The 21,164-nt window shown below is 40.0% G+C and carries 28 protein-coding genes, 1 other RNA gene and 4 pseudogenes; 11 read left to right on the top strand and 22 right to left on the bottom strand.

All coding sequences use genetic code 11. The features are described 5' to 3' along the window. The first annotated feature begins 49 nt into the window (after positions 1 to 49). Complete coding sequence (locus TES1_RS08010) at positions 50 to 544, top strand: THUMP domain-containing protein (protein ID WP_042681757.1); 495 nt, start codon at positions 50 to 52, stop codon at positions 542 to 544. On the opposite strand, the gene TES1_RS08005 is transcribed toward TES1_RS08010, so the two are convergent. From TES1_RS08005 to cutA, 6 genes and pseudogenes are all read right to left on the bottom strand, one after another. Then, the gene (locus TES1_RS08005; protein WP_042681755.1) at positions 541 to 1,011 is read right to left on the bottom strand and encodes an Lrp/AsnC family transcriptional regulator; all 471 of its coding nucleotides are present in this window, start codon (positions 1,009 to 1,011) and stop codon (positions 541 to 543) included. The two genes, TES1_RS08010 and TES1_RS08005, sit on opposite strands and share 4 nt — an antisense overlap. Before the next feature lie 254 nt (positions 1,012 to 1,265). Next, positions 1,266 to 1,985, bottom strand: a complete 720-nt coding sequence (gene queC, locus TES1_RS08000; protein WP_042681753.1) for a 7-cyano-7-deazaguanine synthase QueC — start codon at positions 1,983 to 1,985, stop codon at positions 1,266 to 1,268. 47 nt (positions 1,986 to 2,032) lie between these two features. Next, positions 2,033 to 2,315 (bottom strand): annotated as a pseudogene (locus tag TES1_RS11135) (dihydroorotate dehydrogenase); the annotation flags it as partial. Positions 2,316 to 2,386: 71 nt separating this feature from the next. Beyond that, an RNA gene (gene ffs, locus TES1_RS10830) (signal recognition particle sRNA) lies at positions 2,387 to 2,699 on the bottom strand. A 127-nt stretch (positions 2,700 to 2,826) separates the two neighbouring features. Then, entirely contained in the window at positions 2,827 to 3,414 is a 588-nt protein-coding gene (locus TES1_RS07995; protein ID WP_042681751.1) for an endonuclease dU, read from the bottom strand. After that, entirely contained in the window at positions 3,411 to 3,716 is a 306-nt protein-coding gene (gene cutA, locus TES1_RS07990) for a divalent-cation tolerance protein CutA (RefSeq protein ID WP_042682816.1), read from the bottom strand. The genes TES1_RS07995 and cutA overlap by 4 nt, the downstream gene beginning before the upstream one ends. Positions 3,717 to 3,797: 81 nt before the next feature. Here cutA and TES1_RS07985 point away from each other — a divergent pair, with 81 nt between their 5' ends. Continuing rightward, a complete protein-coding gene (locus tag TES1_RS07985; RefSeq protein WP_042681750.1) occupies positions 3,798 to 4,073 on the top strand; it encodes an acylphosphatase in 276 nt (91 codons plus the stop codon). Here TES1_RS07985 and TES1_RS07980 read toward each other — a convergent pair. Further along, entirely contained in the window at positions 4,070 to 4,663 is a 594-nt protein-coding gene (locus tag TES1_RS07980) for a regulator of amino acid metabolism, contains ACT domain protein (RefSeq protein WP_042681748.1), read from the bottom strand. The genes TES1_RS07985 and TES1_RS07980 overlap by 4 nt on opposite strands. 154 nt (positions 4,664 to 4,817) lie before the next feature. Here TES1_RS07980 and TES1_RS07975 point away from each other — a divergent pair, with 154 nt between their 5' ends. The 3 genes from TES1_RS07975 to TES1_RS07965 are packed head-to-tail and all read left to right on the top strand — an operon-like array spanning position 4,818 to position 6,540. After that, a complete protein-coding gene (locus TES1_RS07975; protein ID WP_042681746.1) occupies positions 4,818 to 5,690 on the top strand; it encodes a DMT family transporter in 873 nt (290 codons plus the stop codon). A gap of 57 nt (positions 5,691 to 5,747) precedes the next feature. Next, complete coding sequence (gcvH, locus tag TES1_RS07970; protein ID WP_042681744.1) at positions 5,748 to 6,152, top strand: glycine cleavage system protein GcvH; 405 nt, start codon at positions 5,748 to 5,750, stop codon at positions 6,150 to 6,152. A 46-nt stretch (positions 6,153 to 6,198) separates the two neighbouring features. Further along, the gene (locus tag TES1_RS07965; protein ID WP_042681742.1) at positions 6,199 to 6,540 is read left to right on the top strand and encodes a DUF7132 family protein; all 342 of its coding nucleotides are present in this window, start codon (positions 6,199 to 6,201) and stop codon (positions 6,538 to 6,540) included. Between the two features lie 134 nt (positions 6,541 to 6,674). On the opposite strand, the gene gltA is transcribed toward TES1_RS07965, so the two are convergent. From gltA to TES1_RS07945, 4 genes are all read right to left on the bottom strand, one after another. Continuing rightward, on the bottom strand, positions 6,675 to 8,117 hold the full coding sequence (gene gltA / locus TES1_RS07960; RefSeq protein WP_084340065.1) for an NADPH-dependent glutamate synthase: 1,443 nt from the start codon (positions 8,115 to 8,117) through the stop codon (positions 6,675 to 6,677). After that, entirely contained in the window at positions 8,117 to 8,983 is an 867-nt protein-coding gene (locus TES1_RS07955; protein ID WP_042681738.1) for a sulfide/dihydroorotate dehydrogenase-like FAD/NAD-binding protein, read from the bottom strand. The genes gltA and TES1_RS07955 overlap by 1 nt, the downstream gene beginning before the upstream one ends. 219 nt (positions 8,984 to 9,202) lie before the next feature. After that, the gene (locus TES1_RS07950) at positions 9,203 to 9,964 is read right to left on the bottom strand and encodes a tRNA (adenine-N1)-methyltransferase (RefSeq protein WP_042681737.1); all 762 of its coding nucleotides are present in this window, start codon (positions 9,962 to 9,964) and stop codon (positions 9,203 to 9,205) included. 12 nt (positions 9,965 to 9,976) lie between these two features. Next, the gene (locus TES1_RS07945; protein ID WP_042681735.1) at positions 9,977 to 10,603 is read right to left on the bottom strand and encodes a DUF257 family protein; all 627 of its coding nucleotides are present in this window, start codon (positions 10,601 to 10,603) and stop codon (positions 9,977 to 9,979) included. A 58-nt stretch (positions 10,604 to 10,661) separates the two neighbouring features. Between TES1_RS07945 and TES1_RS07940 the strand changes: the two genes are divergently transcribed. Continuing rightward, a complete protein-coding gene (locus TES1_RS07940) occupies positions 10,662 to 10,973 on the top strand; it encodes a signal recognition particle protein Srp19 (protein ID WP_042681733.1) in 312 nt (103 codons plus the stop codon). Here the strand turns inward: TES1_RS07940 and TES1_RS07935 are convergent, their stop codons facing one another. Both TES1_RS07935 and TES1_RS10995 read right to left on the bottom strand, forming a co-directional pair. Continuing rightward, positions 10,974 to 11,216 (bottom strand): Lrp/AsnC family transcriptional regulator, encoded by a 243-nt coding sequence (locus tag TES1_RS07935; RefSeq protein WP_042681731.1) that lies wholly within the window; start codon positions 11,214 to 11,216, stop codon positions 10,974 to 10,976. It abuts the gene before it with no gap. A gap of 20 nt (positions 11,217 to 11,236) precedes the next feature. Then, positions 11,237 to 11,407, bottom strand: a complete 171-nt coding sequence (locus tag TES1_RS10995; RefSeq protein ID WP_158505960.1) for a hypothetical protein — start codon at positions 11,405 to 11,407, stop codon at positions 11,237 to 11,239. Positions 11,408 to 11,459: 52 nt separating this feature from the next. Here TES1_RS10995 and TES1_RS11230 point away from each other — a divergent pair. The 4 genes and pseudogenes from TES1_RS11230 to TES1_RS07920 form a co-directional block, all read left to right on the top strand. Then, positions 11,460 to 12,497: pseudogene (locus TES1_RS11230) on the top strand (DEAD/DEAH box helicase); the annotation flags it as partial. A gap of 309 nt (positions 12,498 to 12,806) precedes the next feature. Continuing rightward, positions 12,807 to 13,487: pseudogene (locus TES1_RS11225) on the top strand (LAGLIDADG family homing endonuclease); the annotation flags it as partial. Between the two features lie 180 nt (positions 13,488 to 13,667). Beyond that, positions 13,668 to 14,882: pseudogene (locus tag TES1_RS11220) on the top strand (helix-hairpin-helix domain-containing protein); the annotation flags it as partial. A gap of 44 nt (positions 14,883 to 14,926) precedes the next feature. Continuing rightward, positions 14,927 to 15,487, top strand: coding sequence for a dephospho-CoA kinase (locus tag TES1_RS07920; RefSeq protein WP_042681729.1), 561 nt, complete (start codon positions 14,927 to 14,929; stop codon positions 15,485 to 15,487). Here the strand turns inward: TES1_RS07920 and TES1_RS07915 are convergent. Next, on the bottom strand, positions 15,473 to 16,282 hold the full coding sequence (locus TES1_RS07915; protein ID WP_042681727.1) for a ZIP family metal transporter: 810 nt from the start codon (positions 16,280 to 16,282) through the stop codon (positions 15,473 to 15,475). The genes TES1_RS07920 and TES1_RS07915 overlap by 15 nt on opposite strands. A 94-nt stretch (positions 16,283 to 16,376) precedes the next feature. Here TES1_RS07915 and TES1_RS07910 point away from each other — a divergent pair, with 94 nt between their 5' ends. Continuing rightward, positions 16,377 to 16,784 carry an RNA-binding domain-containing protein gene (locus TES1_RS07910; protein ID WP_042681724.1) on the top strand — a complete coding sequence of 136 codons (408 nt, stop codon included), beginning with the start codon at positions 16,377 to 16,379 and terminating at the stop codon, positions 16,782 to 16,784. Here the strand turns inward: TES1_RS07910 and TES1_RS07905 are convergent, their stop codons facing one another. Genes TES1_RS07905 through TES1_RS07870 form a run of 8 tightly spaced genes read right to left on the bottom strand, consistent with a single transcriptional unit; the run spans position 16,785 to position 21,114 of the window. Next, complete coding sequence (locus tag TES1_RS07905) at positions 16,785 to 17,588, bottom strand: hypothetical protein (RefSeq protein ID WP_042681722.1); 804 nt, start codon at positions 17,586 to 17,588, stop codon at positions 16,785 to 16,787. It abuts the gene before it with no gap. Continuing rightward, on the bottom strand, positions 17,572 to 18,864 hold the full coding sequence (locus tag TES1_RS07900; RefSeq protein ID WP_042681720.1) for an ABC transporter permease: 1,293 nt from the start codon (positions 18,862 to 18,864) through the stop codon (positions 17,572 to 17,574). Before TES1_RS07900 ends, TES1_RS07905 begins: the two co-directional genes overlap by 17 nt. Then, entirely contained in the window at positions 18,861 to 19,592 is a 732-nt protein-coding gene (locus TES1_RS07895; protein WP_042681718.1) for an ABC transporter ATP-binding protein, read from the bottom strand. Before TES1_RS07895 ends, TES1_RS07900 begins: the two co-directional genes overlap by 4 nt. Continuing rightward, positions 19,573 to 19,755 carry a hypothetical protein gene (locus TES1_RS07890; RefSeq protein ID WP_042681716.1) on the bottom strand — a complete coding sequence of 61 codons (183 nt, stop codon included), beginning with the start codon at positions 19,753 to 19,755 and terminating at the stop codon, positions 19,573 to 19,575. Before TES1_RS07890 ends, TES1_RS07895 begins: the two co-directional genes overlap by 20 nt. A 1-nt stretch (position 19,756) precedes the next feature. Continuing rightward, complete coding sequence (locus TES1_RS07885) at positions 19,757 to 19,954, bottom strand: helix-turn-helix transcriptional regulator (protein WP_042681714.1); 198 nt, start codon at positions 19,952 to 19,954, stop codon at positions 19,757 to 19,759. After that, on the bottom strand, positions 19,951 to 20,319 hold the full coding sequence (locus TES1_RS07880) for a hypothetical protein (protein ID WP_042681712.1): 369 nt from the start codon (positions 20,317 to 20,319) through the stop codon (positions 19,951 to 19,953). The genes TES1_RS07885 and TES1_RS07880 overlap by 4 nt, the downstream gene beginning before the upstream one ends. A gap of 42 nt (positions 20,320 to 20,361) precedes the next feature. Continuing rightward, on the bottom strand, positions 20,362 to 20,841 hold the full coding sequence (locus TES1_RS07875) for a DUF2178 domain-containing protein (protein ID WP_042681710.1): 480 nt from the start codon (positions 20,839 to 20,841) through the stop codon (positions 20,362 to 20,364). Beyond that, a complete protein-coding gene (locus tag TES1_RS07870; RefSeq protein ID WP_042681708.1) occupies positions 20,842 to 21,114 on the bottom strand; it encodes a hypothetical protein in 273 nt (90 codons plus the stop codon). Between the last annotated feature and the right edge of the window lie 50 nt (positions 21,115 to 21,164).

The raw sequence follows: 21,164 nt of genomic DNA, 5'->3' as shown, positions 1-21,164 counted from the left end.
AAATTTTGAAATGTATAGATATAAAAGCTTGTCCGTGGGAGGTGAAAAAATGGTAACACTACTCGTCACTGTACCTTCAGGTAGAGAAGGTGATGCTAGTCTAGAGCTTGAGTGGGCACTAGGAGATGTTAAAATTAGGAGGATGAGATGGCGAGGAGTCTTAATCGTTAGAACTAACTTGACAAAAGAAGAAGCTTTGAGGGTTTTAAAGGACTTTGAGACAACTGCAATTTTCAAGATTGTTCCTCTCGAGAAATTTGTCAAGAGCAAAAAAGATAGGATTATTGAAGAAGGGCTCAAACTTGCAAAGGCTAGGATTAAAGAAGGAGAAAGTTTTGCTGTTCGTTGTAAGAGAAGGGGAAACTGGATACGTTCAAGCAAGGAGATAGAGATAGAGCTTGGCGCAAGGATTAAGGAGAGCTTAAATGCCAAGGTTAATCTTGATGACCCTGACTGGTATGTGTGGATTGAGGTTTTGGGGAACAGAACAGCAATAAGTGTTATCAAGCCAGAAGAGATAATTAAAAAAGAAGTTAGGCTTTAGGCAACTGATTCGATTATAAAGTGAGTTACTGTTTCTTTAACCCCATCAATTGAGGATACCTTATCTAGAATCTCCTCAAATTTTGTCCTATCGACTTCAATTACCATGTCGATGTTCCCTGTAACTCTATATGCCCTTATGCTACTGAGTTCCTTTATCTTTTCGTATACCTCTTTTCTTTTTGTAGGATCAATCTTTACAAAAATAAATGCTTTGTTGTTCTTGCCATTCTCAAGAAACTCGATTGCCTTTTTGGTTAGGTCTATGAATCCTCTTCCAGTTCTTACATATCCCATTTCTTTGAGGGTCTTTAAGTGAAAGCTTAATGCTTGTCTTGTAACTTTAAGTTCTCTTGCAAGTTCATCTTGGCTCTTTTCAACTGTATGGACTTCGATAGGCTTTCCTTCATTGTATAACTTCCTTAAAAGTTCAATTTGCTTTGAGGTAAGCTTTACACCATCTTCCATTTTCTCACCTCCGATTTGTTAAATTACTATTTTCACATTATCCTAGTGTTTTTTGTATAAAACTCTTTTCTTACAGCTTAGTTTTTAACAAAAGGTTAAAATATTTGAAATATTGCAAAATAAAGCTTTGTTATGCCTTTTTTGTAAATTGAGTTGTATGCCTTGAACTGTGCAAGTAAATACTTGCGTTTGTAAATAGTTTTGTTAACCTTTTCAAGTTTCGTAAATATTAAAAAAACAGAAGAAGAGGGCATTCAAATCTTAGGCTCAATGGCATAAACTGTCTTGTCTTCCCCAATCCCTTCGATTAGTCCACGGTGTCTCCTTACGCAGCTCTCACATTCTCCGCAGTGAATTGGCTTTCCATCCTCTGTAAACCCTTTGGGCATGTAACATGAATTTGAGTATTCATACTTTGCATTTAGCTCTTTCAAAAGCTTTGCAATACCCTTTTTATCAAGGTTTATCAGTGGTGCAACAACTTTGACATCACTGAGTGTTCCATATTTCAGCATCTCGTTCATTTTTTCAACGAATTCTGGGGTGTTATCAGGAAACGTTACTCCTTCCTCTGCATTGAAGCCGACTATTATCTCTCCCCCTCCTAAGGCATCTAAAAGTGAAGCAGCTATGGAAATTAACACAACATTTCTTGCTGGAACCCAGACACTTTTAGCTGTTTCCTGTGCGTACTCTAAGTTTTCCAGTTCCTTTGCTGTGACTTTTGGCGTTTCTCCTCCAACTAATGTAGTCCCTCTAAGCTTGGAGAACTCTTCTAAAAAGTCGAGTTTAATAATTTTAAGTGGAACGTTCAGCTCTTTTGAGAAGAATTCTGCTACTTTGTTTGTTGCTTTTTCCTCATTGCTGCCATAGTTTATAGTGAGCATAATGACTTCATCGTAATTTTTCTTTGCCCAGTATAGGCAAGCTGTTGAGTCCAAACCACCACTAAACAAGACAACTGCTCTTTTCATTTTTATCCCTCCAAAGCTATTCCTATTATCTCGTCTATGCCATTAGACTATTCTTCCTTTAAAAATCTCTCTATCCCTTCGCTGATTCTTTAAAAACTTTAAATTCTCTCAACGAGACAGCAGTCCCAATTTGTATAGCCTTTGCACTAGCTATTAGGAATTCAACTGCATCTTACCATGTCGTTATTTCTCCAATTCTGATGAGGTCAACGTCCAGAACTTTTGCTAGATCATAGACACCTCCTAAAGCAACTGATTTAATTTCTAGCCTCGAATAACTGCCAATCTTGTGCTTGAAATTGGCCTTCTTGCATAGATATCAATTGCAATAAAGTGCTAAAAGGGGTTCACTGTTTAATAAGTTTTGCCTCGTTAATTGTAAAGCAAGAGAATTCTTACGGCGGCGGACACGCCCGAGGGTGGGAACCCTCCTCCAGCGACTTCCACCGGGACTCCCTCGCCCCCGCTACCCCACGAGCGCCGAACGTCCCGCCTACCGCTGCTCCCTTCCGGGCCTTGCGGGGTTCGGCGGGCAAAGGGCGTTAGCGGAGCCCTTCAGCTCCGCCTCGCCCACCGCCGGCCCCGTGGGACGAGGGCTCATTGTTTACCCCGGCTTCTGCCGCTGGATTCAGGAACCGCCCCTCGGGCTTCGGCCCCCGCATATCGACGGTTTCGGGTTACAGGGGACGCCGAACCCCCCGGCCTAGTCCGCCGCCATTTAAAAATAGATATGAAGGTTATATAAAGGTTTGGTATCCTAGAAGATTTCAACAACCTTACTAAGAAGAAGCCATTGAAGGACTATTTAGAACAAAAATTCAACCAATGAAGAGAAAAGGATCTACTCCTTCTTCGACTCCCCAGTCATAACTGCTGAAGCTATCATGTGGGCTAATCTGAGAGGCTCTGGAATTAGAGAGCTTTTTTGGGTTATTTTAATTATTTCCTCTGCTATTTTTGGTTTAATTCCATAGGTTTGATAGAACAGCCTCTCGGGTATTAACTCTCTTATTTCTCCGCCCTTCCTCAGCAGCCTAATTCTCTCTTCAGCATCAGAGAAATGCTTTCTCAAGGCATCCTCCATGGCTCTTAAATCCGGTTTCTTCCTAATAACAACAATCACGGGTAAACCCGTCTCTCTGCTGAGCTTTTCTATGTCAACAATATTAAAACCAGCATAGGTTATGCCCTTCAGCATTATGACTCTAAGATCTTTAAAGCGGGAGTTTACAACGGCATCAATCATCTTTTCTGTTACATCCATTCCATCAACTTCGATCCATCTTGACAAAATTCCAACAACATCCTGCGATCCCTTCATGATGACTCCAATCAGAATAGTTTTGTCTCTTTCAATCTTGGATTTAAAAGAAAAAGTACCGTCATCGAAACCGATGACTCTAATTTGCGGTTTTACCTTTCTAATCATTTTGTAACCTCTAACAGCCACTTGAGGTATTCCTTATTTACGGCATCAACATCAATTCTGATTATTGCTGGAACTGTGTAGGGGTGCTTTTCCTTGAGTTCCTTTTTAAGCTCGTCCCAAAGCTCAACTTTTGTCTTAAGAATTGCGCCGATTTCGTTATCTTCCTCTATTTTTCCTTTCCACCAGTAGAATGCTTTGTGCTCTCTTAGATTAGCACACGCTATGAGTTTCTTCTCTAAAAGCTCTTTGACAATCCTTTCCGCGCTTTCCCAGTCTGGAAATGTTGTATAAACAAGTATCATCTCACTCATACTACCACCATTTATAACCTCCTACAAGATAAACTTAAATCTTACGTTGAGTTATTTTTATTGGGGGTTGAGATGGAAATTGTAAGAGCACACCTGAGAATTTATGGCAGAGTTCAGGGTGTTGGCTTTAGATGGAGCATGCAAAGAGAGGCAAGAAAGCTTGGAGTGCATGGGTGGGTAAGGAACTTACCCGATGGGAGTGTTGAAGCTGTAATAGAAGGAGAAAGGGAAAGGGTTGAGGCATTAATCGGCTGGGCACATCAAGGGCCTCCATTTGCAAGAGTCACAAGAGTTGAGATAAAATGGGAAGATCCAAAAGGAGAAAAAGGATTTAAAGTTGTTGGTTAAGCCTTTGAACCAATCTTTTCTAAAACCACTTTTTTTGGACAGTAGCGAACTTCACAGTAGGCACATACAAAGTTTTCTTTTCTCTTCTCTGGCGTGTGGAGAATGAGCTTTTTGAATCCTGGTATATCTTTGATTTTTACAAATACGTCAACTGGCAGAGTCCCATCTATAACTATGTATGCTTTGCTGTCTTCTTGTCTCAAATTTCTGCTGAAAATCTCCATTATTGGAACGTTGTTACCTGAGAGAATCTGGAGAACGCTTGAAATTGCTTGGGAATAAAGGTCTTTCTCAAGTTCTATCTCAAGAACTTCCCAGCCCATTATTGGAGCAACATCAATTAGGCTTGGTAGTGGAGTCAATCGCTCGAAAATAAGCTTTAATGGGTAGGTTTTCTCGATGTATTCAATAGTATGGTAGATTATCTTTCTATTTACTCCGATGACCCTTGATAATTCACTTATTGGAACCTCTACGTCTCTTAGATATATCTTTCCGTTTTTAACACTCAGCCCGTTCTCAAATAAAAACTCTGCGACTTTCCTTCTTGCCGGATAATTCTTAAAGTAAGCTTCTAATATGAGCATCATTTTTGCCACCTCTTACTCATAAATGTGTAGAAATGCATATTTAAACCTTTCTCTACCAAACTTTAGGAAAGTTTGATTAAGTGTGTGTTTTGCTCTCTTAATGTCGAATAAGCATCGGATAATCCTTATAACTCTGCGCTACGCATTAACATGCATGAGCACTCAAAAATCAGCTTATCTCTATGCCTTCCTTGCGGTGTTGCTGTGGTCAACTGTTGCCTCAGCTTTTAAGCTCTCCCTTAGATATCTTGACTATGCAAATCTTCTGCTCTATGCCTCACTAGCATCTCTTCTCATATTTTCTATTTTGACTGTAGTTCAGGGAAAAGTTCATGCCTTGAAAGACTTGTCTGCTCACAGATACTCGGCAGTTCTCGGATTAATCAACCCTTTCCTCTACTATCTCGTCCTTTTCAAAGCGTATTCCCTCCTCCCAGCTCAGGAAGCTCAGGCTTTGAACTATACTTGGCCAATAATGCTGACTTTGCTTTCAATTCCACTACTGAAACAAAAAGTTAGGCTTAGAAACTTTTTAGGTGTTCTCATCAGCTTTTGTGGGGTCTTGATAATTTCTACGCGGGGAAATATAACAGCTCTTAAGTTTGCTAATCCTTACGGAGCTTTCTTGGGTTTAATGAGCGCACTGATTTGGGCAACTTATTGGATTTTGAATCTGAAAGATGAAAGAGAGGCAGTGATTAAAATGTTCTTTAACTTTGTCTTTGGTTTTATTTACACTTTAGTTTTTGTACTCCTCGTTCATGGTCTTACATCCCCTCCCCTCAAAGGCTTAGCTGGTGCAGTCTACATAGGTGCCTTTGAAATGGGCATTACTTTTCTCTTGTGGCTTAAAGCGCTGGAATTATCAGAAACAACAGCCCAAATAGCAAACCTTGTTTACCTAACCCCGTTCATCTCTCTGATTATAATTCACTTTGCAGTGGGGGAGAAGATTTTGATTTCAACAATAATCGGCCTTGCTTTAATAGTGGCTGGAATTATTTATGGCGGTACTAGGAGAGGATAACCAAAAATGTAGAAAGGTTTAAATGTTTTTCAGCCGTAAAACACTCTGGTGGTTCTCATGATTGAGGTAGGCGAATACAAGGTTAAGGAAGGACTATACTACACAAAGGAGCATGAATGGGTTCAAGTTTTAGATGATGGAACTGTTCTTGTTGGAATAAGCGATTATGCTCAAAAAGAGCTTGGCGATGTTGCATACGTTGAGCTTCCAGAAGTTGGAAAAGAGGTCTCACAGGGTGATGTTCTCTGTGAAATTGAGAGCGTCAAGGCTGTGAGCGAAGTTTACGCTCCAGTCAGCGGTGAAATTGTTGAAGTTAATGGAGAGCTTGAGGATTCTCCAGAAAAAATCAACGAGGATCCATATGGAGCATGGATTGCGAAGATTAAGCCATCAAACCTTGAGGAGGACTTAAATAATCTCATGACTGCCGAGCAGTATGCTGAGTATTTGAAGAGTCTCTGATTTTGTTTGGGTTTGTTTTTTCATAATTTCGTTGGAGGTGCTATTTATGAAAACCCTAAAGGAATGGGATGTTAAGGTTAAGCTTGTGAGAACTAAGCGTGGAGCTATTCTCCATAAGATTGAGCTCTCTGAAAATCATTTCTTCCTTGAGCAGAATCCTCTTAAGGATTCTAAGTATGGAGTTGCTTATAGAAAAATCAAGAACAAATTCCCTGAATTCTACATGTTCTGGGAGATTAAGAACAACCGTTACACTGGAAGGCTCTTAGTTGGTTCATTCCTCGAGAAGGAGGAGATTGACGAGTTCATAACTCTCGTTGCACAAAGCGAGGACTTCAAGAAATTTGAACATATCCTTGAGGAGATTGAAGAAGAGGAAAAGGAGTAGCTCGGCTTTCTTTTTTCATCACATTTCAGATACCCTAGAGCTCGTCATCGCTTGTGTCCTTATTACATATATTGTCTTCATAAATCTACCGTCAACTTCTGGAGTGATAGATAACAAGGAATTAAAAGAGAAAGTTAGGCATTCTTTTCTCTCTTTGTGAGATACTCGTGTATTGCTTTTGCGGCTTTTCTTCCGTCTCCCATTGCTAGGATTACGGTTGCTTCTCCTCTTATTGCATCCCCACCAGCAAAAACCCCAGGAATCGAAGTCATCAAATTCTCGTCCACAACAATGGTTCCATTTTTCCCAACTTCTAACCCTGGTGTTGTCTTCCAGATTATCTTGTTTGGAATCTGCCCAATTGCTATAATCACTGTATCAGCTTCGACTGTTATTGTTTCACCTGTTGGAATGATCTTCCTCTTTCCATTGGAATCTCTCTCATTAAGAACCTTCATTTTCATGAACTTAACAGCCTTGACATTGCCGTTTTCATCTCCGATGAACTCGATGGGATTCACAAAGAACATGAACTTAACTCCCTCTTCTTTGGCGTGCTCTATCTCTTCTATTCTTGCTGTCATATCTTCCTCTCCCCTTCTGTATGCTATTATAACTTCACTTCCCAGTCTTAGAGCTGTCCTTGCAGCATCCATTGCTGTGTTTCCAGCTCCAATCACTATCGTCTTCTTGCCGAGTTTTATTGGAGTGTCGTATTCTGGGAACTTATATGCCTTCATCAAATTAACTCTTGTAAGAAACTCGTTGGCTGAGTAAATTCCGTTGAGATTTATTCCTGGCACTTCTGGAAGTTTGGGTGTTCCAGCTCCTGTAGAAATAAACACTGCATCGTATTCCTCAATAAGTTCTGGAATTGTGATCGTTCTTCCAACTATGTGGTCTGTCTTTATCTCAACACCTAAAAGCTCAAGTTTCTTAAGTTCATTTTTCACGATTTCTTTTGGAAGTCTGAACTCTGGAATACCATAGAGGAGAACTCCGCCGGGATAATGCAAAGCCTCAAATACTGTAACATTGTAGCCCATTTTTGCGAGTTCTGCTGCGCATGTTAGACCCGCTGGGCCTGCTCCAACAACAGCTACTTTTTGCTCTTTCTTTTCAATTTTGGGGACAATCTCCATCAAAAGCTCATCGTCTATTTCGTGTTGTCTTGCGTAGTCTGCTACGAATCTTTCTAGTTTTCCTATGTTTATTGGGTCTCCTACTTTGCCCATTACGCAGACTCCTTCACATTGGTCTTCTTGGGGACAAACCCTACCAGTAATAGCAGGCAAAGAATTACAAGCCCAAATAACTCTTAAAGCCTCTTTAACTGCCAAGTATGGATTGTCTCTATGCTCTTTGAGTTTAGCTAGGAAGCCGGGAATGTTTATATTTACGGGGCAGCCTTTGATACATGGGGCATAATTCTCTGGACACTGCAAACAGCGTTCAGCTTCCATTAAAGCAAGTTCAAAGTCATAACCAAGATTAACTTCTTCAAAACCCTTGATTCTCTCATAAACTGGTTTCTCTGGAGTAGGAACCCTATTTTTCATAAGCTTTCTTTTTGCCATCATTGTGCACCCCCTTGAAGCTTCTGCATATATTCTTGCATAGCTCTCATCTCCAAATCCCTATAATAGCTAGACCTCTTGATCAGCTCGTCAAAATCAACCTCATATGCGTTGAATGTTGGGCCATCAACACAGGCAAATCTCACCTTTCCTCCTACTGTTACTCTACAAGCGCCACACATACCAGTCCCGTCAACCATGATAGGATGTAAATCAACAAGCATTGGGACGTTGAATTCTCTGACAACTTCAAAAATTGCTTTTTGATCACCAACTGGCCCAACCATAAATACCAAATCAGGATTGATCTCCTTTATCATATCTCTAACTACTTCTCTGGCTTTAGCAGTCACATTTTTCATATTTTCGGGAAAGCTCTTTTCGGGATCAATTGGAACACCTACAGCAGTGTGTTTTGAAACAGCCTTCTCAAGTTCATCCTTTAAGATAATCATGGGTTCAAAAGTGACTTGGAGGGTGTGAACTTCGTTTCCAATCTCTTGCCATGCTTTGGCTATTGGAAACACTTCAACTATACCAGTGTACAGCCCTATGGCTAATATTTTTCCATATTTTTTCATTGGGGCCGGATTTCCAAGAGGACCAGCAATATTAAGGAAGTAATCCCCTTCTTTGAGTTCAGTATTTATCTGCATTGTTGTTTTTCCTCTTGTGAATACCACAAGTCCCATCCATCCTTCCTCTTTGTCCCACATTACTGGGGTCAGAGGGATCCTTTCGCCATTCTCAAAGGCTCTAACAATCACAAACTGTCCTGGTTGGAGCTTTTTGACTACATGAGGAGCATAAACTTTAAACCAAACATTTCTCATTGCGATTTCTTTCCTTTCGAGTATCTTATACACAATGAACACCTCCGTACATGTGCTCATTCTTGAGCATTTACAAAGGTTTTGAACATTAAGTATTTATAAAAGTATTGTTAACCAAAGGTTAACAACATCGAAAAAAATTTGAGAACAGCAACACTTAACCAAAAATCCTAAAAAGAGGAGTCTAAATTTCAGAATTGGGGATGAGCCTCACGGTACGCTGAGGTGATGATGAACCTCCCTCTCTGCTGATTAAATCTTCCTTGCAAATGTGATATAGCCTGTGTGTGCAATCATTCTAGTTCTCGGCCTTATGCACTCTCTCTTTACTTCCTGCTCTCTAACCAAACATTCAATAGTTTTAGGCCTCATAAAATGCTCCTTAAATTCTCTCAGCTTTTCATAAAGACGAGCAACTTGATTTATACATGGGGTATAAGCGACAAAATATCCTCCGGGTTTTAATGCTTCTATAGCATACTCAACAACTCTCTCTGGCTGGGGCAAGTCGAGAATTATGTGATCAACGTCTTTCTCGTCTATTCCGTCGTAAATGCTTTTGAGCTTTATAGTAACTCTATCATCAAAACCTGCCCATTCAATGTTTTTCCATGCAAGCTTTGCAAAATCTTCTCTAACTTCATAACTGACTATCCTTCCGTTAGGTCCAACTATATTTGCCAAGAAAAGAGTTAGTGCGCCACTTCCAACTCCTGCTTCAACTATAAAATCTCCTGGAGAAATCCCAGCAAATGCCACAATTTGAGCAGCATCTTTTGGATGGATTATCTGAGGACCACGCTTCATCTTATCAATGAAATCAACTATTCTGGGTTTTAGAATTTTGAACTTATACCCTTTGTGAGATTCAACAATATCTCCGAAATTCTTTCCAATTATATCCTCAAGGTTTATCTTTCCTAAATCTGTGTGAAATTCGTCTCTTTTCACAGTTATTAAATATCTCTTTCCCCTAGGATCAACTAATAGAACCTTTTCTCCTTCTGTTATCACTTCTTCTCACCATCAGCTTCCTTTTTTGAGTCTGATTATGTACTCTCCCTCTTCTTGGGTTATATCAAGAATCCACGCTGAAATGTCCTCTAAAACTGCTAATTGGGGCTCTTCTATTAAGGTTTTGTTTATCAGATAAATTGATGTCCAGTCCTCTACTGGAAGATTGCTTCTGCTGAAGAGAATTGCCTGAATTGCTTTTTCCTTTCCAAAGTAGAAGTACTCCGCTAATCCAAAGCTTAGAAAGTATAGGGGCTTGATAGAGTCTACGAGAGCTTTTCTAATCGCATCGTAGTAGTTTTTCATAAATTCAGATATTTCGTATGTTAAGGGTATTTCATCTACGATTGAGCCATAACTGGCCCTTCCAGAGCCTATTTTAATTACTTTTATATGCTTTGTTATATCAATAATTTTTCTATACTCTTTTGGAGAAACTCTTCTAATGTAATTCCTGAAGCTTAAATCCCCAATACCAAAGAAGTCATCAACAACTGTCTGGGTATCATGAGAAATCTCGGGAATAATCTCTCCCCATGCAAGATTTTCAAAAGGATAGGCACTAGGATATTCTATTAAAACAACATCCCCTCCTCGCACTTGACTTTTTAGAAATTTCCCAATAGAGTGAATTCTCATACTACCCACCAAAGAATTTTTAACATTCCTATGCTTTTAAACCTTTTAGGTGTTGAGAATGAGGAAATTTGTAGTATGGACAAGTGAACTGGATGCAAGGTTATCAAGGAAATATGGACGAGAGGTTTCCAAAAATTTAGCAGTTGAGTCTCCCAAACTTAATGAAATCATTGAAGCAGCTGAGACTATTGGTATGAAAGTTGTTGAAGTTAAGTGGAACAAGTTGAATCCGAGATTATCTGGACTAGATGAAGCACTTAAAACGAGAGGAATGGTCATTATTGAAAGCAAATATGGGAAGTCAAAAAGCCTAAGATTAATTGCCCAAAAGATTAGGGAACTTAGGAAGTCTAGGAGGAGGAAAAAGTAGTTATTCTCCCTCTAATTCAACTACTATTGCTGTTGTTGTGTCAATTACACCGTCAATGTTATGTATGTCATGCAATATTTTTCTTGTGAGCTCTCCGAGGTCTGTTGCTTCGATGTGTATTATTGCATCATATGGTCCAGTAACAGCATCTGCTTTTGTAACTCCTGGTATCTTTTTGAGCTCTTCTATAACTTTCTCAACTTTTCCAATTTCAACCGTCAATAAAACATAAGCCCTAACCATTTACACCACCAGAGCAGTTTTTACAGATGGTACTTGCATTTCATCTCATTTAAGTTTTTCGTAGGAAATTTAAAAACTAAAACAGTATTTACAGGTTTTTCAATCCGCTCAAGCTTCTTTGAAAAGTAAGCATCAATCATGTACTCTTTTCCATTTACCTCAAAGATTAAATACGGTACCTCAACTTTCATGCTATCAGCTAGACCAAAAGTCTATAAACGCTTTTCCCTTAGTGGATATGCAATGCAGGTTGATGAGCTTTCAAGATTTGGTGTGGATGAAAGGATAGTCAGGAAAATTAAAGAGCGTGGCATTAGCGAGTTGTATCCCCCCCAAGCTGAGGCTTTGAAAAGCGGTGTTCTCAATGGAGAGAATTTGCTTTTGGCAATTCCAACAGCGAGCGGAAAAACCCTCGTCGCTGAAATTGTGATGCTCCACAAGCTCTTTACTGAAGGAGGGAAGGCAGTTTATTTAGTCCCTCTTAAGGCTTTGGCTGAAGAAAAATACAGAGAGTTCAAAACATGGGAGGACTTGGGGGTTAGGGTTGCTGTAACGACTGGAGATTATGACAGCAGTGAAGAATGGCTTGGAAGATATGACATAATCATAGCAACATCAGAGAAATTCGATTCTCTTTTGAGGCATAAATCGAGATGGATTAAAGATGTAAAGCTCATCGTTGCGGATGAAATTCACCTCCTCGGCTCTTATGATAGAGGAGCAACTTTAGAGATGATATTATCACATATGCTTGGCAAAGCCCAAATTTTGGGATTGAGCGCAACCGTTGGAAATGCTGAGGAGTTAGCTGAATGGCTGAACGCAAAGCTTGTGGTTAGCGAGTGGCGCCCTGTGAAACTTAGGAAAGGTGTCTTTGCTCACGGTCAGCTGATTTGGGAAGATGGTAAAATTGATAAGTTTCCAGCCCAGTGGGACTCTCTCGTAATTGATGCTGTCAAAAGGGGCAAGCAATCTCTGGTTTTTGTAAACACTAGGAGGTCAGCGGAAAAAGAAGCGGCAATGCTTGGCAAGAAAGTTAGACGACTTTTAACAAAACCTGAGGCGAGAAGATTAAAAGAGCTGGCTGAGTCATTGGAGAGCAATCCAACCAATGATAAGCTTAAGGGGGTTTTAGTTAACGGTGCTGCATTTCATCATGCTGGATTAGGAAGAGCGGAGAGAACTTTGATTGAGGATGCATTTAGGGAAGGATTGATAAAAGTCTTAACTGCGACGCCGACATTATGTATGCACCCAGATACTCTGGTTATAACAAGAGATGGTGTGAAAAAGGTTTCTGAACTTAAAAGAGGAGACTTTGTTTTAACCCATACGGGAGAATTTAAGCAAGTTATTACGCCATTGAAGAGGCAGTATAGAGGTAAATTGCTTGTGATCAAAGCTTTTGGAACAGTCCCTATAAAAATAACGCCTGAACATAAAGTTTTTGTTATAAAGCAGATTCGGCACAAATCTCACTATTCTAATGGTCGTCAAGTAATTTGGTGGGAGTATGAAGGGCCATTTTGGGTTACTGCAAGAGATTTGAAGGAACTCATAGAACAGAATAATGACCCAAAAATTTCATATATGCTACTCCAACCAATCCCTAAACTTGTTGTTACCGTTGATAAAATACCTCTCAGAAAACCATCCAAAGTAGTTAATCAATTTGGAGTTACTAATAGGGATCATCCAGCACTTGAGAAAACTCCGGAATTTTTACCATTGAATTTTGAAACAGCACGTTTAATTGGTTTATGGATTGCGGAGGGATCTACTTCAAAAACAGGCGCTATATTTTTTGACATTGCTTCATATGAAGATGATATAACCAGTTTTCTAATTCAGACGATATCTAAGTATTTCCCAAAAGCTAAGATTGTTGTAGAAGATAAAGAGAGAAATAGGCGTAGAATTAGATTCTGCAACAAAAGATTTGCTGAATGGCTGAGGAAAAATATAGGGGCTCATGCAGATAATAAAAGAATACCTGAAGTAATCCTATTTAATGGAAACAGGGAAGTAAAACTTGGGTTATTAAAGGGATTAATAGAAGGCGATGGATATGTAAGGATAAATGCGAGGGACAGATCAAATTATATAACCTACTCTACAGTTTCTCCTCATCTTGCTTATCAACTTCAACTTTTACTTGCTTCATTGGGGTATGTCTCTAGTGTTCGTTATTTTAATAGAAAGGATAAAAGATGGAGCAGAAAAGGATTGTATGAAGTAAGAATAAGCGGAAAAAGCTACTACTCACTTCTTGAAGAATTAGGTTATCCCTTGCCAAAGCTAGGAAATAGAGTTTATCAAGTCAATAAGATTTGGAATGGATATCTCCTTCTGAAAGTTCGGAGAATTGAAGAGCAGGAATATAAGGGAGAAGTCTTTAATCTTGAAGTTGAAGATAATGAAAGCTACAGCGTTGGTTTCATTGTTCATAATTCAGCAGGTGTAAATCTTCCCTCATTTAGGGTTATAATCCGCGATACAAAGAGGTACTCAACTTTTGGCTGGTCTGATATTCCTGTTCTTGAAATCCAGCAGATGATGGGAAGGGCTGGAAGGCCTAAATACGACAAAGAAGGCGAGGCTATTATCGTTGCAAAAACAGAAAAGCTAGAAGAACTCATGGAGAAATATATATTTGGAAAGCCTGAAAAGCTGTTCTCGATGCTCTCCAACGATGCCGCTTTTAGAAGCCAAGTTTTAGCATTAATTACAAACTTTGGAGTTGAAAGCTTCCGCGAGTTGATAGGGTTTTTGGAGAAGACCTTCTATTATCACCAGAGAAAAGACTTGGAAATTCTTGAAGGCAAAGCGAAGAGCATAGTCTACTTCCTCCTTGAGAACGAGTTCATAGATATTGACTTAAATGATCGCTTCATTGCCTTGCCCTTTGGTATAAGAACTTCCCAGCTCTATCTTGACCCTCTCACAGCTAAAAAATTCAAAGACGCTCTGCCCCAGATAGAGGGAAATCCAAATCCTCTCGGCATCTTCCAGCTTTTGGCATCAACTCCAGATATGGGAACGCTCAGCATAAAGAGGAAGGAGCAGGAGGATTATCTCGATTATGCTTATGAGATGGAGGATTATTTGTACCGCTCAATTCCTTACTGGGAGGACTACGAATTTCAAAAGTTTTTGAGTGAAATCAAGACGGCCAAGCTGCTCTTGGATTGGATCAATGAAGTGAGTGAAGCAAAGCTGATTGAAGCTTATGGAATTGATACTGGAGACTTGTATAGGATTATTGAGCTTGCAGACTGGTTAATGTATTCTCTCATTGAGCTTGCGAAGGTTCTCAATGCAAGCAGTGAGACGATTAAATACCTCAGGAGGCTTCATCTGAGACTTAAGCATGGCGTTAGAGAAGAGCTGTTGGAACTGGTAGAGCTTCCAATGATTGGAAGGAAGAGAGCAAGGGCTTTATACAATGCGGGCTTTAAAACCGTTAATGACATTGTAAAGGCTAAGCCGAGTGAGCTTTTAGCCGTTGAAGGCATTGGTGTTAAAGTTCTGGAGAGAATCTACAAGCATTTTGGGGTTGAGCTTCCATTGTTGAAAAATATTAAAGATTCTGACAAATCAGAGGAAAAGAAATCCGAAGCAAAATCCAAACCAAAGAAGGGGACTTTAGACTACTTTTTAAAGTGATTAGTTAACCTTTTAAACCCTCCACATTTAGCTGAGGATGGGCAATGATAATCTGTGTAGTAGGTATGCCCGGTTCTGGTAAAGGTGAAGTTGTGAGGATTTTCTCAAAATATGGCGTTCCTCACGTTTCAATGGGAGATATTGTGAGGGAAGAGGCAGATAAGAGAGGAATCCCAAGGACTCCAGATGGAATGAATAAAATCAGCATTCAGCTAAGGCAGGAATTAGGAGACAACGCTGTTGCAAAGCTGACGGTTCCAAGGGTTAAAGAGCTTTTAAAGAAGCATAAGGCAGTTATCATTGATGGCGTCCGTTCTTTGGATGAAATTCAGACATTCAAAGACGCTTTTCCAGACCATGAGATTATAATAATAGCTGTCCATTCATCTCCGAAGAAGAGATTTGAGCGTTTAAAGCGGAGAGGCAGGAGTGACGATCCCAAAACCTGGGCAGACTTTGAAGCTAGAGACTGGAAGGAGCTTAAATTTGGCATCGGGAATGTTATAGCTCTTGCAGATTACATGATAGTGAACGACAACCACATTGATGATTACAGAAAGGAGATTGAAGAATTAGCGAAAAGGCTTGGATTAGCCAAGCATTGAGTCTAAGAACAGCATCACGTAAAAGCCCAAGAAAAAGCCAATTGTTATGAGGGTTTCATTTTCCTCTTTTTTGTAAATTTCGGGGATCATTTCTTTAACTGTAATATATAGCATTGCCCCTCCAGCTAAACCCAGACCATAGGGCAGAAGCCAGTTAAGTTTGACAAACAGCAGTGCTCCAATAACTGTCATAATCATTTCAGCAACTCCACTCAGAACTCCAATAAGTATTGGCTGCAACCTTTTCTTCTGAAGCACTGCTAGAGGAAGGGCAACAACAACACCCTCTGGAAAATCCTGAATCCCTATCGCTAAAGCTGTAATAAGTCCTGTCTCAAGATTGTAAACTATCGAAGTTCCAACAGCCAGACCTTCTGGAAGGTTGTGAATTATCATAGCGAGAACAATTAGCCAGACCACTTTTAACTTATCTTTAAACTCCTTTGGACCTTCGTATCCCTTGACAATATGTTCATGTGGAATGAGTTTGTCTACTATACAAATCAGCATGACTCCCAAGAGAATTCCAATCCCAGCTGGAGTAAAGCTGTTGGTTGATTCTATCGCTGGCAAAATTAAGCTTGTAAAGCTCGCAACAATCATAACTCCAGCGGCAAAGCTTAAGCTGAACTCAACGCTCCATTCTGGGAGGTTTTTAGCAAATATTGCAACTAAAGAACCGAGAGAAGTCATTAAAGCAACGAACAACCCGGCATAGAATGCAATGAGAATGATGTTTCCGTTTGATGCTGAGAGTATATAGCTTGCTAAACTTTGAATGAAGTTTTCTAGCATACACTACACCTAAATATTTTAGGTTCTCCTAAACTTATAAACGTTGCCCAAAACTTTAAAACCGCCATAGAGAAGAGCAGCAATGGTGAGAGAGATGTTTGAAGAAGTTGAAGTTGAAGCTTATGTTTATCCCACTGAGGACATTGAGAAAGTAAAGAAGGCTATGTTGAATTTAATCCCCGGTTTGGAGTTTGAAGCGTTTGATAAGGGGGACTACATAATTTTAGTTGGGAAAACAAAGAACAAAAAAGCTTTACAAAGGTTGTATGAGCTTTTTAGAGGACAGGCTATTCTTGACACAGCGAGAGCTTTTCTTGAGGACGGCTACTTTGGTGAGGAAATTATAATCAAAGTCCACAAGCAGGTAGCTTATGCTGGAAAGGTGAACTTCAACGAGGAGTCCCCTCTGGGGCCAATAACAATTACAATAAGGACTAAAGACCCCCAAAGGCTTATGAAATGGCTCGCTCCGAGGACAAAAGATGGAGTTCCGATAGAGTAATCAGCTTTTCTCGCATCTAATTTTTATCAATTTGGAAGTGAAAATACACTCTCCTCTCTTAGATTCACCTCTTTCGTTTGCAAAGCTGTATGAGACATGGATTAGATTGTTCTCAATTATAATCCGCATTCTCGCTCCGAGTATAATTCCATCTATCCTATCCACAAAAGTCTGTTTGACACCTTCTTTGTGAATCCATATCAGAAAACCATCAGAAGTCGTGAGGTAAACTCCTTTGTTTGTAAGCTTCACGTCAAGAATGTCGCTTGGGAACTCATGGCAGAACTTCCTCCCAACTTTTCCGCTTTCAAAGTCAAGCCATATCAAGCAAGGCTCGACATTCTTTTCCATATCTCCATGCTTGATGAGAATGAGAGTTCCATTGATGTAGAATTTTGGTAATGTAAAGCTTGGAAACTCCTTTTCCCATTTGACACTCATGTTTTCCAGAAGCATGTATCTACTGACTCCCAATGCATCGCTGGGATAATATGTGTAGAGCAAAATTCTATTGTCCTTGCACAGATATTCGCCATTTATGCCGTTCATGATGATGCTTTTGACAAGTGTGCCGTTTGCAAAGATTTTAAAGCTCACGTTGTTAAGACTGTTTTCCCAGAACAAGCCCTTTGCTTCAATAGTGTATGAACAGTACTTTGGAAGAGGAGCTTTTATAATTGTAAGATTCGCTATAGTGATGTTTACGTCTCTCTTTCTTTGTTCTGGTGTATTAGTTGAAAGAGCAGAAAATAAAAGGAGTGCTAAAAGCAAAAGAAGTAGAACAAATTCACTTCTCAGCTCCACGCCTCTTCCCCCACTTCAGCTTTGCCGTAAGCACTTTTTCCGTTGAGAAGAATTTTGCAGTTATGTAGAGCATTGCTCCGCTGATGAATAGAAGATAAGCTATTCCAGCGTAAACTATTCCGTACTGCTTCAAAAGAACGGCTCTTGAAGCTATTACTGGGTGGCTGAATGGAATTGCATAAAGGAAGTATTTAACGGCTGGTGGAAGGGTTGAGACATCTTTGAACATCAAAATCCAGATTGGGAAGAGGAGAGGCATCATAATCATGCTGACCATTGTTCCTGCACTCCTTATGTCCTCTGCAAACACTGAAATGAGCATTGCCAAGCTTAAGGCGAAGACTATGCTTAGGAACAGTGAAATCCCGAAGAGCAGAGCTCCTTTGGGCGTCATCTCAAGTCCGAGGTCTTTCAGGGTAATTCCGATTTGAGTCATATTTTCGGGGGAAAATGAGCTTATATAATATTTCAGACCAATCATGTAAGCAATTGATGCAATGAGGGCTATTATCGCTGTTCCTACCATTTTGCCGGTTATTATTGTTACCCTTCTAACTGGGAGTGTTAGAAGTGTTTCAAGTGTCTTGTTCTCTTTTTCAGCCGCCATTGTTGTTGCAGCCATCTGGGAAACATAGCTTATCATTATGAAGAGCACCAGTGGAATGGAGAATGCTTGGGAGTAGATTATCCCAGAGACGACGGAGGGAGGGACATTTACAATTCTCCCTTGAATCACCGAGTAGCTTTTTGCATCTATTGGGTGCAAAATTGCTTCGGGATTGCCTTTCACTGCCTCTTTTATCTTCAGCTTTGCCAGCTCCTCATTAAGGACTTGTAGAACAGCGTTAATTCTGCCTTCGCTCACGCTCTCTTTGATTCCTGCACTTATTCCTTTAAACACAGCGTAAACCTCAACATACGTCTTTTCGTTTGCTTCAATGTTTTTGGAGAAATCCTTTGGAATTATTACGACGACATTATATCCTTCTGTCTGAGCCTTTTGAATTGCCTCTTGCACTGTCTGGGCATCTATAAGGGTAACAGTAACGTTTGGAGCGGCTTTAAGGGCGCTTATGAGAATATCACCGTATTTGCCCTCGTCAAAGTTAACGAGGATGACTTTAGTTTCTTCCTTTGCTTCACTTATTCCAAAGCTTATCATCTTCCCCAAAGCGGGAAAGAGAATGAGCGGGACGATTATCATCCCAACTATGATCTGCTTATTCCTCATTAAATCCTTGAGCTCTTTCATGACTATTATAAAAAAGTCACTCATAATTTCACCCCCACAGCCTTCATAAAGACTTCTTCGAGGTTCTCAGCGTTGTACTTCTCTTTCAGTTCCTTTGGTGTTCCGATATCAATGATAATCCCCTTGTTTATCAAAGCCACCCTATCGCACAGAAACTCTACCTCAAGCATGTTGTGGCTGGAAATTAGGAATGTAACGCCCTCATCTCTTGCAAATCTCTTGATTGTCTGCCTAATTGCATAAGCATTCACTATATCAAGACCGCTTGCAGGCTCGTCAAGAATTGCAAGCTTTGGTATGACCATTAAAGCCCTCGCAAGCAGAAGTTTTCTTGTCATACCCTTTGAATAAGTTGCAACTTTGTCGTGAATTCTCTCCCCTAGTCCAGCGATTTCAATGCCAAGCTTCAGCATTTCTTCAACGCTTTTTCCAGTCTTTGAGTATAGCTTTGCCATGAACTCAAGGTATTCGTATCCAGTGAGATTTTTGTATGCTCCAGCTTCTTCTGGGAGGTAACTGATGAGCTTTCTGACTTCATCAGCCTCACTCACAACGTCATGCCCATAAACCTCAGCTCTTCCTCCGGTTGGTATTAGAAGGGTAGCCAAGATCTTGAGGGTTGTTGACTTTCCAGCACCGTTAGGTCCAATCAAGCCAAAAATCTCTCCCTCTTCAACTTCAAAGCTTATTCCTTTTAGGGCTTTAACTTTTCCATAGTCTTTTTCAAGGTTTTCAACTTTTATCGCTGTCATGTGCAACCCTCCGATCATATTCAAGGAGTATAACTCCAAAGGTCGCAAACAGTATTCCAACGATGGTCATGGGCTTGAACTTCACATAAGCGCCAGAAAATGCAAAAAGAAGTCCAACAAAAATTGACCACCAAGCCTTTTCTCTGTATTTGTTCCTAAACATCTTAATCACCTTCATAGATGAAGATATCCTCGATCTTAACCCCAAAGAACCGGGCTATTTTGAATGCTAACCTTAATGAGGGATCATACTTACCTTTTTCAATTGCTATTATCGTCTGCCTTGTAACCCCTAATATTTTTGCCAGCTCTTCCTGAGTCAATCCTCTTGCCTCTCTAAGCTCTCTCAGCTTGTTTTTCACGTTACATCACCTTTAAGTGTATAATAAGCTCTAACTCCAAGATTTATTGAGATTGCGATTGTAATTACCCTTGAAGCTTCCAATACGAACGGTTTGAACTCTTGGCTCCCATAGAGCTTTGCTAACTTCCAAGCGAACCAGAGTATAGCGAAGACAACATAAATATAAAGGGTCGTTGCTGCAATTTTGAGCTCTTTTTCGCTTTCTTTAATTCCAGCAAGTTTCATTCCAACATGAATTGTTAGGATTGCAAATCCAGCTGAGATTAATGCTCCATATGGATTAGCCGATTTTATGAAGTGTATCGAAAGCATGGCAAAGAGAAACATGAGGGTAACTGCCATGAGCCATATTTTTCTGTTCATAGCTGATCCCTCCCATAGTAATAGACTATCAGCGGATTCACATTACATCACCCTGCTATAATAAGCTCTAAATGCCATGTGGAGAAGCATCACAGCTGCAAGCAAAACTTCAGCCAAAATAAATGCATCCCTAAGTGCTGGATTTCTCTGCTGGGCTACCGAGAGATAAATCACGATAAAAGCTAGGGTTATTATGAACACTTGAAGGGTTCTCCTTGCTGAAATCTCTTCGATTCTCAGAGTTCTTTCATCTTCGAGAACATATCCTTTCCTTCTCAAGGAGCTGTAATAGAGTTGAATAATCAAAGCACCAACTATCAACGTTGCAAAAGCTGTAGCTAAGTTCTCCTTACTGACTGCCCATCCCATGATGTAACCCATTGTTAGGATTACAATCACAGCTGGAATTAGGGCTTTCTTCTTTTCCTCATCACCAAATTTTTTCGAAAGATACAGCCAAATGGATGTGAGGCTAACTACGATTAGTGCCCAGATAAGGAAATTAACTATCAGCTCGTTCATTTACATCACCTTTGAATAGTACACAAACCCTAGAATATACCCTAGGCTCACTGTTATTATTGCAATTGTAAATCCCAGTGTAAACATCTTGTCAACTTTACCAAGATAGTTGAGAATCTGCACAAGCAAATTTCCGAAGAGAAGGAAGCTCACTGCCCATACATGACTCTTTACATTTATCATATGGAAACGCTCGTCCCTATTTTCATACTTTATGGTTAGATAGACATAACTCAGAATTATTATCATTCCAAGTATGCCAACAACCTCCATCGTGAATCCCTCATGTAAAGTTTCCTTTACGTAAAGTTTACTTTACATTA

This window comes from Thermococcus paralvinellae, assembly GCF_000517445.1.
GTDB lineage: Archaea > Methanobacteriota_B > Thermococci > Thermococcales > Thermococcaceae > Thermococcus_B > Thermococcus_B paralvinellae.
This window is presented reverse-complemented; position numbering and strand designations above follow the sequence as displayed.